Here is an 11,746-nt window from a genome sequence, read left to right as displayed (position 1 = left end):
GGTGCGCGACGTCCACAAGTCCTTCCGACAGCGTCAGCGCCCGCAGGATGTAGCGAGTTCGCTGCGGTCACTGTTCCGCCCTGAGTTCAGAACCATCCAAGCTCTGAGGGGGGTCAACCTCGACATTCAGCGCGGTGAGGTCGTCGCGTACGCAGGCCCAAATGGCGCAGGTAAGAGCACGACAATCCGGTTGATTGCGGGGCTGAGCGTACCCGACAGCGGATCGGTCCGCGCGCTCGGCGTAGACCCGGCGCGAAAGCGGATCAACTACATGCGGAGAATCGCCGTCGTTTTCGGACAACGGACCGAGCTGTGGTGGGATCACTCGGTCGGGGCGAGCTTCGAATGGAAACGCGCGACCTGGGGAATCGAGGACGCCGCATACCGGACGATGGTGGGGAGGCTAAAGGATCAATTCGATCTCGAACCGATGTGGCGCACCCTGGCCCGCGAGTTGAGCCTCGGACAGAGAATGCGGGCGGATCTCGCTCTCGCGCTCCTGCACGACCCGGAGTTGATCCTCCTTGATGAGCCCACCCTTGGGCTCGACGTTGTGGTCCGGGATCGGATGCTGGAGTGGATTCGACACCTCAACCGCGATGCCGGCAAAACGGTGTTTATCACGAGCCACAGCATGCAGGATCTTGAGCGCCTCGACGCGCGCGTAGTTATCGTTCACCAGGGTTCGTTGCGATTTGACGGCTCCTTCGACCAGCTGCGGACGACGGTGACCGATCGCCGGCGGTTGGTGGTTCGTTCGAGCTACGAACAGGCGCCCAATCTGGAGGGTGCGCGATTGATCGAAAGCATAAATGGTGTGCACACCTATGACTTTGTCGCCGCGGAGACCTCGGCTGTGTCGCTGCTCAGCCAACTCACGGAGCAGGAGCACATACACGACATCTCCACTAGCCCAGCGTCAATCGACGAAGTAATCGGGGATGTGTACCGAAACCTCGTCGACGATCCCGGGGCCAGGTGAACCATGCGTGCCGTCGTTATATCGCAGTATGTGACTTCACTCCGCGGAATCCTTCGTGCATGCAACGCCGAGGGGATCGAGCCTGTTGCGGTCATTTGCGCTCGCGGTCGAGGAAAAGGAGTCGTCGAGCCCGCGCTTTCTCAGCAGGCCCGGTCAATCGTCGCTGGGACGACGAAGGGCATCCCGGTTCTCGTTCTCGATTCGCCGACGCAATTACCAGACGCGCTGCGGATGACCCGTGCAGACCTAGCGATCTGCCGGGGGTTCCCCTGGCTATTGGACGCATCCAGCGCGCACATATTCGCGCACGGAGTGGTCAACCTTCATCCATCGTTCCTCCCTGAACTTCGCGGCCCTTTCCCCGTCGATTGGGCGGTCCGACGCGGTGCTCACCAGATCGGAGTCACTGCGCACCTCATGGACGAGCGGTTTGATGGCGGCCCGATCCTGGAAGTAGGAAGCGCGCAGGTCGGCGACAGCGAGTTCGGCAGTGAAATATGGGCGCGGATCGACGAAGCAGTGAAAGGAACCCTCGCCCGGGCGCTTCGAAAGGTTCGAGACGGGCAGCAAGGACGTCCGCAGGATGAATCCAGAGCGACGTACGCCGGGGAGTTCGAGGCGGCGTATGCCGAAGTCGACGAGACCGCATCGGTCCGGTCAGTACATGCCCAGGTGCGCGCCTGGTCGCTGGGGACACAGAGGATTTCAGGTCCCGCAGCGCTGGTCGAGGGGAATCAACTACGGATTCTGCGCTCAAGCTTGCGGCCCGTGGACGGCAAACAGCTTCAGTTACGAGACGGGACCTTATGGATCAGCGAGTGGCAACTCATGTGACCTGTCACCTCGGCCTTGAAATGCATGACGAAGGGGAAAGTAATGCTTCCAAAAGCAACCAATCTCGCCGCGGCGGGAACAGGGCTAGCTGACTCTAGCCGGTCCGATACGCCTCTAGTTGTGAAAGAGCTAGACACCGCGACGGCCACCGCCGAGTTCGTCAGCCTCCTTACCGAGGAACTCCCGGCTCACTACGACGAAGTAGACGAAACCTTCGCGACCAACCTTTTCCGCGTCAGCGGAATGGATGCCGATCCCGACGGCTACTTCACGCTTCGGAAGAAGGTTTTCGTCGGCTTACTCGGCGACCGTCCCGTCGGTTTCACTGTCGCGACCTTCAAGCGAGGGGGATCGGTCAAGATCGGTCCTACCGCCGTATTCCGGCAGTTTCGACGGCGCCGGTTGGCAAGCTTCCTTCGTGACGAAGTCGAGCGGCGACTCTTCGCAGGAGGGACGCGCAAGTTATACGTCACCATCGCGAACTCCAACACGCCCGCGTTGATGTTCAACCTCGGCCGAGAGTTCCGAGTCGAAGGACTGCTTCGCTCGCAGTATCGGCTGGGTCGCGACGAGCTGGTGCTAGGAAAGTTTGCGCACTCTGTAGCGACAGATGTTGAAACCCTCCTTCAGTCATCCGGCCACCCGACATCGGCATCGGTAAGCAGGGACCTAGAGCGCCCCGCGGAACGTGACAGCGATGGCGCAGGCATGGTGACGAGCGTGTGGGCAGACCCTGACGTTGGTGAGGTGCGCCGTTACCTAGAACCGGTACTGGAGACGTACATCGCAGGTCTCGACGCTTCGTTCTACTCCCACATGGTCGCGGCGTGCGCGCCTGAACGCCAGCACTATCACCGGAAGGGCAAGAGCCTCATTGCGACTCGTTCCGTCACGGGCGCAGTCCAGGCGATTGCAGTTTTCGTTCCCAAGCGGGGTGGCGCAGCCAAATTGTCTCCCCTGGTGGCCAACTCAGAAACGGCGTTGAGGCTGTTGATCCAGAGTTGTGGCGCCCATGCGCGAGGAGCCGATCGACACAAGCTGTACGCACACGTTCCGATGGAGATGCGCTTGACTGCGCAGGTCCTTCAGGAGGAGGGGTTCGGGCTTGAAGCGCAACTGCGAGAGCCCTACAAGCCGGGAGCTGATGTTCTGGTGTTCGGAGCGGAACTTGACTGAGCGCACGGTACTCATTGCAACGGGGAACGTCGGCAAGGTGGGGTTGCTCAGTTCTTTGCTGGAAGAAGCGAACGTCGGCTGGGCGGTCATTGACCCAGGTGATGCGGAGGACCATGCTCCCCTCGGATACGAGGCCGCGGTGCGTGCCAAATTGCACGCGGCACGAAAGAAAGCCGGTGATGCGAGCGCGACTATCCTCGCGCACGACAGCGGATTCGAGTTCGAGGCGTTGAAAGGCCGTCCCGGCCCTGCGACGAAGAGTTGGCTGCAGGATGGCTCACGGTGGGCGGGAATTCCGGTTGGATCACGGGTGCGAGCTGTCCATTGCGTTGGCATCTTGTGCGTAGACGGAGAGTTCGTGATGAGGGACCACGACGACCGCATAGTCCTCGCCGCTTCAGTTGTACCCTCCCAATCCGATCTGCCCCTCACCGACGCATTAATCGGGCCGCGAGCGGCGCTGGCGCGGCTCGTGTCGCGGTGCCTCGCACTGTCCACGGGAGCAGTGGCATGAGCTTGCTCGAGGGCATCCGCGTGCTTGTTGGAGGGCCTATGAAAGCTCTATTTAAGGCCAACGCGTTCGATTCCGACATGCGACAGCGCGTTGAGATCACCGTATCAAGTCTCCGGAGTGCAGGCGCTCTGGTCTACAGCGCCCATCTAGCGGAAAAATTCGAGATCGCCCGCCTCACATCCGTGCAGACGACTGCGCGCGACTTCAGGTGGCAACTGTCGTGCGATGTGTACGTCGCGCTCCTCCCGGTCGATGAATTCGGGGTTGCGATCCCGAGTGCGGGCACGAGCATCGAACTGGGGTGGGCGACGGCGTTCCGCAAACCCGTGGTCATCCTGTCCGACCATGCCTACACCGCTGGCTACAGTCACCTCGTACGTGGCTTGCAAGCAGTAAGCCCGGTCGAACATCTCGATCTTTGGTCTTCACGCGAGCAGTTGATTTCGACTATCTCGAGAATGACGAGTGTAAGCACTGAGGAAGGGATTTCCCGTGGATGACGCCGCACGAACACCTGACCGAGGTAAATATCTGTTTGTTCGCGTCTTGGAAGCCTGTAACGCGGACTGCTTCATGTGTGGGTTCGCGCTTTCTCGCGATAAGTATCGGACGCAACCGGATGAGTTCAGAGACATCCTCCGTCAGGGCATGGAAGCGGGAGTCGGGTACGTGCGATTCACGGGTGGCGAGCCGCTCATGCACCGAGACATTCTAGATCTAGTCGGGATTGCGAAGGAAACTGACACTCGGTCGTCGCTTATCACCAACGGGTTCAGCCTTCCCTTGATGGCGAAGTCCCTTGCGGAGGCGGGGCTGGACCAAGTCATCGTGAGTATTGACTCGGGCGAGGCGGCACTCCACGATGAGTACCGCAATACGCCGAAACTGTTCGAGAAGGCGTTCCTCGGGATTCTCGCCTCCCGTAAGTACGGGATTCAGGTTCGCGTGAACACCGTAATTGGCCCTCACAATTACGAGTCGATGCCACTCCTGCGTGAGCTCATCACCGAAGCGGGCGTTACCCAGTGGGAGCTCTCAGCGCTGAAGCTCAGTAGTCAGATCACGTATGACACTCCTGGCGAAGCGCTGGCAGTCGGCCGCCTCGTATACGAGGGACCCGGTGTGGTGCCGATGGGTAAAAAATGGTTCGGGGACACAGATGAAGAGCAACGCAGGTATTTCGAGGACGGGACCCCGCCGCGGGCTTCTGGGCCGGTCTGTCATGTCGCAGACGATGTGATGTATCTGGATCCCAAAGCCGGGTACCTGTTCCCGTGCAGTCTGCTGCCTCACCGCTCGACCCCCTCCCTGTACGGCGGAGATGTCTCCCGCGGTGAAGGCGTGGTGCACCTGGCAGCCCCGAAGTTCGAGGATCGTCGCCGATTCTTCCGGGAGAACGGCCCCAAACTGTGCACCGGTTGCTCCAGCTCGGCGGCTGGATACAGTGATGACCGTGCCGCCGGATTGATCGCGGAACCGTGGGCATACTAGTCGAGGGCCACGTCGTGCATGGCATCGTCGAAGCAATCGCTCGGCTGGAGAAAGTGAACGAGCGCGACTTGAGACTGCTGCAGGCAAGCCCGTCGGCCAACGCGGTCGTGGTCGAAGCGCCCGGGCTTATCTACAAGTTCGCAATGGGGGCCCCCCTGTACCCCGCCAGTGAGCAAGCGATGTGGAGCCACGGCCGCCGGGCCGGCATGCAGACCCCAATTTTGCGACGAACGGGAGAGGTGGCTGGGCGTGCGTTCATTGCCTACAACAAGCTCCTCGGAGCAGCCCCTAAACCAACCGACGACGTGCTCGTTTCAGCAGGAAGGGCGTTAGCGAGACTTCACGCGGCGCCTCCACGACGGGGGTATCCGATGAGCCAACGGGCGCGCCCCCGCCGTATGCGGCGGTTCGGGATTGCGCTGGAAAGCTCGAAGGCAAGCGCACTGAGGCGATGGGCCGAATACCGACCCCTGATAGCGGACGCCTGCAGGGACTGGGAGACGAGCCACTCCGTCGCAACCCATGGTGACTACCGCTGCGCGAACCTCCTTGTCGTGGATGGCACCCTCACGGGCGTTATCGACTGGTCCGACGGGCGCATGGCCTCGCGGGAGTCAGATCTCGGCGGAGTCGATGCGCGCGCACTCCCGCTCGTAATGACGGGCTATTCCTCTGTGAACGACTTGATCAGTATTCCCCTTGTTCGCGGCTATGCCCTTGCGCGCATCGTCGCCCTATGGGAATCGTCGGTCATCTCCGATGACGCGGCGAGCGACACATTGTCCACGCTCGACAAGATATTCCGCTGACTTACATTCGAACGAGAGATTGATGATTCAGATGACTCCAGATGACCTGTTGCAATTGCGCGCGTCTCAGTCGCCGGACCTGATTGCCCATTCAGTTGGGAGCCGGTCCATGACCTTCCGGCAATGGCATCGCGGGGCGAATCTCATTGCGGATCGCCTTGCCACGGCCGGTATCAGCGCTGGCCAGGCGGTGGAGCTCAGGTACGAGCTCACCGAATTCGACCATTTCGCTGTCGCTTATGTTGGAGCGCAGCGTGCCGGCGCAGTTCCTGTTCCCGTTCCCACCACGCTGCGACCGGCAGAACTGGAGCACGTCCGAGCCAGCGCACGGACGGGGTTTCAAATCAGTGCGGGCGATACGCGGGACTCGCCGTCAATTTCGCGTCTAAATGGGGCGCAGACCTACCGATGGCCCGCGGATACGGCGGAGGTGATCTTGACTTCCGGCACTACAGGGCTCCCGCAAGGAGTGAGGTGCGCCCATGCGGAGGTAACGTACGGATGGGACGAGCGAGCCATCGACGAAGATGACCGCAGCCATGAGCTCCATGGCGCGGCGTTCGGCACCAACTACGCGCAAGAGATGCTTCGCGGACCGCTTCTGTGGGGCTCCCGCGTTCACACCCTGCCCGTGCCCAGCGGCGGGACAGTGGTCGACGCCGTTCGCGACGGCGGCGTGCGGGTCTTGCGGCTCACGCCTTCGCTCGCCGCCGCCTTGATCCGCGCTCTTGCCGGAGAGGTCCTGGAGTCAGTTGAGACGGTCTCGCTGAGTTCCGCATACGCACCGCCGGAACTCTCCGCGCGGCTGCAGGAGGCGCTACCGAACGCGGTAATCGTCAACCAGTACTCGTTGACTGAATCGGGTAGAGCGAAGCTCAAAAGCGTCTGGGGCAAAGATCCGGTGAACGTCCTTGGGTTACCAGTGGAGGGTACCGAGGTTCGTATCTGGGGCAACGAAGCGGAGGTGAATGGCGTGAAGGTAGGCGAAATTCAGTTGCGGCACCGTGACGCGCCGCCTCGTTCACTCATCGCTTCTACGCTGAGACCCCTGGAAGGCCCCGCTGACGACTGGTTGTCGACTGGCGACCTCGGATTTAAGGACGAAGCGGGGTACATCGTGTTGGTCGACCGGGCCAAAGATCTGATCAACGTCGGTGGAAGGAAAGTCTCGCCTCTAGCAATCGAGGCGCAGATTCTGAAAGCTCCTCACGTGCTCGATGTCGCCGTGGCGGGCATCCCGCACCCGCTCCTAGGCGAGGTAATTGGCGCGGTAGTGGCATTCGACGGGCCTCGCCCAGGAACACTGGCGACTCTCGCTGAAGGTTTGCTGGCCCATGAGGTACCGGTGCGCTATGAGGTCGTCGACGCGATACCAAGGAATCGCGCCGGGAAGGTCTCCCGCCTCCAAGTTCGGGAGTTGCTGCTCGCAGCTGAATCGGCGATAGATCAATCCGACCCATCTGCGCTGGCTACCGGTGGGGACCATCGGGTATTGAGTTTGATCTCTCAGATACTCGAGCTTCCCGCGCCTCCGCGCCCTGGTCTCAGCTGGTACGCGACTGGAGGGGATTCGCTTGCTGCAGTCGAACTCATGGCGATTGTCGAGGACGAGTGGGATATAGAGCTTGATGTGCAACTCTTCGACGGCGACCACAAGTTAAGCGACATTGTAGATTTCGTCAACCTCTCACAGCACGCCGCTAAAGCATGACTTCGCGTCAGGCCGCGCCCGATGCCGAGGGGCCGCTGCACGGGGTGTCGACCAGAGTGGCATTCGGACAGTCAAATCGCGCTCGCATGAGATTGATAGTTGCAGGAGAGGTACCCGACCGATACGGACGCGTGACGAGTCAGACTCTCCGTCGAGTCCGAGAGGCCGCAAATTGGTGGTCGCACGTCTCAGCTGCAGCACCCCTTGAAGGGGCTCTGCAGCAGTTGTCGATGTCCATCGACCTCCTTGCTACGGAGGCCTCTACCGCCCTGAAGTTCGAATTCGGTCGACAGGTCGCGGGCCTCAGTGAGCAGCTGATTCCACTTCTGTCGACCGCTCTTAGGTTGCCGCCTGACGCTCAAGCGACCATCGTCGCATGCCCGGCGTGTGGGGACGCACACACAGCCGCGCGAGAGCAGATTGCCGGGGGAAGAGTCATTCGCGTCTTCTGCGAGCCACGCGACACCCAAGCGATTTATCTCGACATCGAATCTTTGGACGACCGTCAGCGAGCGTTCGAGGTGGCGCGGGGGTCAGGTATCGAGGGTTTGGCGGATGACGCACTCTTGGTCGAGGGCGTCGCAATCACGGGATCAGAGTTTCAAATTCGGAGGCGGGGGGAGAGCGGCGCTGATGGAGCCTACCGCCTGCATGCGCTCGCTGACCTGTCACCCATCATCGTACAGGTCAAAGGATGATGAGATGGGCAAACCTCCATTAATTCGGATCGCGCCGGTCGAGTTTGGATTCGGCCCACTTGGTAAAGCTCTTCATATCGGACGCGCTATCCGGGCAGCAGCCGGCCAGAGCGTGCAGATCGAACTGTGCGCCACGTCCTCCATGCGGCTCACGGTCGAAGACGGCCTATTCGATGGAGTCGTTGACGGACTGGAACAACCGACCCGCGCGGACGCCGTCATCACTGCGATGAACGTGGCAGGAGTGCGGCACGCGGCAAGGCGGGGTGAGCGTGCATTCGTCGTGGATTCCTTGGCTTGGCTCTGGGACGTGCCGTTGCCCGTTGAAGCGGTGGCGCACCGCTACTACTACCAAGATCTTCCTATCCTCCCGGTGCCCGAACGCAATCTGCGGGGGCTCCCGTCGCCTCGCGCGATTCCGGCCATCGTTGATGAAAGCGAACCGCGGGGGGCGGAGACGCGGACAAATTCGACTGATCTTGTCATTTCCCTCTCTGGTCTCGAATCCCCGCACACGCGACTGGAGGATGGAACCCTTGTCTACCCCTCTTTCGTGCTGGAGGGGTTGGAGTGTCTACTTGAGCTCAGCCTTGTGCCGCCAGAGCGGGTACGTCTGTTCGGAAACGAGCGCGTGCTACGGGCGCTCGCGGGAGAACGAACGCTCCGTACCATCCGTGGTACAACGCAACGAGAGTTCCTGGACGCAGCGTCGAGTGGATCGTCGGCCGTCGTCTCACCGGGCCTGACCACGATCCTCGAGTTGATTGCGATGGGAGCCAGCTTGAGGATGCTCCCACCACAGAATTTCTCTCAAATGAAGATCCACCGCGCATTTACGAAAGCAGGCATTGTGGGCGCCGCCTGGGGATCAGAGCTGGAGCCGTGGTTAGCTGACGCGGTAATCCCGGAGCCCATTGGGGCTGCTATCACCTCCGGTCTCGTGGCCTCGCGGCGGATCGCAGAAAAACACATTAGTCCTGAGCGACTACGTAGCCTGATGCTCGACCCGGCACCGGCCCTCACCCCGAATCAGGTACATGAACTTATCGGACCCACCAACGGAGCATCCATCTTGGCGCAACACGTGTTGGCGGAATTGTAGATGAGAGTCCATCGTGAGGACTCATTTCGGGTTCAGATCAGAGACGAAAGTTGTGTTCGATGAGCAGAACTGGCGACTTTCAGCGAGTGCCGTCACGGCAAGTCGAAAACGCGCATCCGGCGTTCAGGGCGCGTTAGCGTGGGCCACTCCTCTGACTCTCCTGGCCACGGAAGTCTTCGTGACTCAACGTGGCGGGATTCAAGGTCAACCTTACGTCCTCGGTATGGCGCCGCTCCGGTATTCAAGCGTCGGCGAGCGTCCGGTGAATATCCGGGACCGGCCCGGTGCTAGGAATTAGCCCGACCTGTTTCCGCCCGCGCCGGCTCGAGCGGTGGCGTTCGTGACAGAATCAAGTTCTCTACCATCCGCCTGACCGGGTTGACCAACGCTCGCGCACACTTCATCATCGGCTTCCGTGCACAATTCACTTCGTTGAGAACCAGTCGATAGCATGATCGATTGCACTACATGATTAAGTCGCATAAAATCGAGTATCGCTGGAGTGGATTTCAATCGTCTCTTCTGAAGTTCGTAAACGATTCCCAAGGTGGAGGATATAGAATGGGCAACCTTCGAAAATTGCCGATCGTGGTACAAACGAATTACAATCATTTTCAATACGTCGCATTTCCTCTATGCATTGGTCTGGCTACAGGGATGAAAGACTGGATCGACTCGCGGTTTGTTCACGCCATAGGTTTTCGCTATTTTTCGAGCTCGAAAGAAGCAATACTAAATTTAGATTATTCAAACGGATTTCATGGTGCGGATCTTTTCGACTCAGAATTAATATCTAGGTATGATTCCACCCGGATCGAATCGATTATCGAATTCATTCGAACCGCAATTGACAACGGCCGATATATAATTGCCTTTTTGGATAAGGCGACCATATTGCACCTTGGCGGTAGCCCCTATTTGCATGACATTCTTATTTATGGATATGATCCTACGGCCGAGGAGATACTAACGGTTGAGTTCGACACAGATCGTCGATTTCGCGCCATAAGGTATCGTTACTCCGATTTTGATCAAGCGTTTACTGCTGCACAATACGAATGGCGGCAGGAATCCTCCGAATACACAAATTGCATACAACTGCTCTCCCCGCCAGAGAATTATCCGGGGTTTGATGCTGAATTCCTGCGAGACGAGCTACATCGCTACCGTATGTCGGATCCCATCGACCCAGAGCGACAATATTACGATGGTGTCTGGTGGATAGACCCTCGAATCGCGGTTTCGCGGGCAACATCTTTTTATTTCGGCATTGATATCTTTGATCTGTTATCAATTTACGTTGGTGATCTAGGTGCGTCATCTCGCATTGATTACCGCCCATTTCACTTCTTGATGCAGCACACCAATGGTCTTGCTGAGAGGTTCAAACGACTGTTTATTCACCATAATGTTGCCGGTGGGGAACTTATCGAGCATCTTAGGCTACATGCCGCGTCAATCGATAGGAGCAGAATGCGTATTCTGATGTACTCATTGAGCGATCGACAACACAGCTTCGATGGTCTCGAAGGTCAAATATCCGTTTGGAAAACTACGGAGGCGGAGTTGATTGACCGGGCTTTCGACTTCCTCTATTCCGGAGCGGCGACCTAACCTCGATCTTTCATTGGTGTCCTGGTCGGGGCGTCGTTGACGTCGTCGTTAGTCGTGGTATCGATTGTGGCGTGAGGGTGCGACAATCGCCGAGTTGAATCGCCCCGGGTTTAGTGGAGGGCGAGTTTTCCCAGTGCCGGCTGGTGCTGGGGGTTGATCTCACGGTAGTACTCGTTCTCCTTCTCGATCGGTGTGAGGTATCCGATCGATGAGTGCAGCCGGTTCTCGTTAAACCAGTGCACCCAGGAGAGCGTGGCGAGTTCGAGGTCGTCGGCGGTCCGGAACGGGCCGTCGATCTTCACGCACTCGGTCTTGTAGAGCCCCACGACGGTCTCGGCGAGGGCGTTGAAGCTCCTATAGTTGTCAACTCCTGATTTCGCCGGTCGTCGGGTTTGCTTTGACGAGGTGGTAGACCTCGCGGATGACGTAACGCTTGAGGCATCGGATGATGTCGCGTTTGCTTCGTCCTTCGCTGGTGCGGCGGGCGACGTAGGCGATGGTCGGCTCGTGGAACCGCATCCTGACGATGACCGTGCGATAGATCGCGGCGTTGAGCTGTCGGTGCCCGCCGTGGTTAATGCGATGCCTCCCGTTGGTCATACCCGAGCCTGTCGGGACTGGGGCGATTCCCGCGAGTTTCGCGAATGCGGCTTCGGAGCGGATCCGTTCGGGGTTGTCGCCGGCGACGATGAGGATCTCGGCAGCGGTGTCGACGCCGATGCCGAATTGCTCGAGCAGCTGAGGTGCGGCCTGCTGCACGAGAGCTTGTCAAGTTGTGTGTGTAAGTGGGCGGCGTCTCGGGGGGTTAGAGGTAG

General features: G+C 59.5%; 12 protein-coding genes and 1 pseudogene. 11 read left to right on the top strand and 2 right to left on the bottom strand.

What is annotated here, in order from left to right:
• Position 1 precedes the first annotated feature (1 nt).
• From ACFE6Z_RS12835 to ACFE6Z_RS12785, 11 genes are all read left to right on the top strand, one after another.
• Positions 2-982, top strand: a complete 981-nt coding sequence (locus tag ACFE6Z_RS12835) for an ATP-binding cassette domain-containing protein (protein WP_375386080.1) — start codon at positions 2-4, stop codon at positions 980-982.
• 3 nt (positions 983-985) lie between these two features.
• Entirely contained in the window at positions 986-1,816 is an 831-nt protein-coding gene (locus tag ACFE6Z_RS12830) for a methionyl-tRNA formyltransferase (protein WP_375386079.1), read from the top strand.
• A 42-nt stretch (positions 1,817-1,858) separates the two neighbouring features.
• Positions 1,859-2,992: a GNAT family N-acetyltransferase gene (locus tag ACFE6Z_RS12825; protein WP_375386078.1), complete on the top strand. Its 1,134-nt coding sequence runs from the start codon at positions 1,859-1,861 to the stop codon at positions 2,990-2,992.
• Positions 2,985-3,506, top strand: coding sequence for a non-canonical purine NTP pyrophosphatase (locus ACFE6Z_RS12820; protein ID WP_375386077.1), 522 nt, complete (start codon positions 2,985-2,987; stop codon positions 3,504-3,506). Before ACFE6Z_RS12825 ends, ACFE6Z_RS12820 begins: the two co-directional genes overlap by 8 nt.
• A complete protein-coding gene (locus ACFE6Z_RS12815; protein WP_375386076.1) occupies positions 3,503-4,006 on the top strand; it encodes a nucleoside 2-deoxyribosyltransferase in 504 nt (167 codons plus the stop codon). Before ACFE6Z_RS12820 ends, ACFE6Z_RS12815 begins: the two co-directional genes overlap by 4 nt.
• A complete protein-coding gene (gene blsE, locus ACFE6Z_RS12810) occupies positions 3,999-4,997 on the top strand; it encodes a cytosylglucuronate decarboxylase (protein ID WP_375386075.1) in 999 nt (332 codons plus the stop codon). The genes ACFE6Z_RS12815 and blsE overlap by 8 nt, the downstream gene beginning before the upstream one ends.
• A gap of 14 nt (positions 4,998-5,011) precedes the next feature.
• Positions 5,012-5,806: a phosphotransferase enzyme family protein gene (locus ACFE6Z_RS12805; RefSeq protein ID WP_375386074.1), complete on the top strand. Its 795-nt coding sequence runs from the start codon at positions 5,012-5,014 to the stop codon at positions 5,804-5,806.
• The gene (locus ACFE6Z_RS12800; RefSeq protein ID WP_375386073.1) at positions 5,709-7,517 is read left to right on the top strand and encodes an AMP-binding protein; all 1,809 of its coding nucleotides are present in this window, start codon (positions 5,709-5,711) and stop codon (positions 7,515-7,517) included. The genes ACFE6Z_RS12805 and ACFE6Z_RS12800 overlap by 98 nt, the downstream gene beginning before the upstream one ends.
• A 230-nt stretch (positions 7,518-7,747) precedes the next feature.
• Complete coding sequence (locus tag ACFE6Z_RS12795; RefSeq protein WP_375386072.1) at positions 7,748-8,215, top strand: hypothetical protein; 468 nt, start codon at positions 7,748-7,750, stop codon at positions 8,213-8,215.
• 4 nt (positions 8,216-8,219) lie between these two features.
• Positions 8,220-9,317 (top strand): hypothetical protein, encoded by a 1,098-nt coding sequence (locus tag ACFE6Z_RS12790; protein ID WP_375386071.1) that lies wholly within the window; start codon positions 8,220-8,222, stop codon positions 9,315-9,317.
• 561 nt (positions 9,318-9,878) lie between these two features.
• The gene (locus ACFE6Z_RS12785; protein ID WP_375386070.1) at positions 9,879-10,931 is read left to right on the top strand and encodes a hypothetical protein; all 1,053 of its coding nucleotides are present in this window, start codon (positions 9,879-9,881) and stop codon (positions 10,929-10,931) included.
• 110 nt (positions 10,932-11,041) lie between these two features.
• On the opposite strand, the pseudogene ACFE6Z_RS12780 reads toward ACFE6Z_RS12785, so the two are convergent.
• Positions 11,042-11,269 (bottom strand): annotated as a pseudogene (locus ACFE6Z_RS12780) (integrase core domain-containing protein); the annotation flags it as partial.
• Positions 11,270-11,294: 25 nt separating this feature from the next.
• Complete coding sequence (locus ACFE6Z_RS12775; RefSeq protein ID WP_375386069.1) at positions 11,295-11,690, bottom strand: transposase; 396 nt, start codon at positions 11,688-11,690, stop codon at positions 11,295-11,297.
• Positions 11,691-11,746 lie beyond the last annotated feature (56 nt).

Source organism: uncultured Microbacterium sp. (assembly GCF_964244775.1).
Taxonomy (GTDB): Bacteria; Actinomycetota; Actinomycetes; order Actinomycetales; family Microbacteriaceae; genus Microbacterium.
Note: the sequence above shows the minus strand (reverse complement) of the source record. Positions and strands in the feature narration are given on the sequence as shown.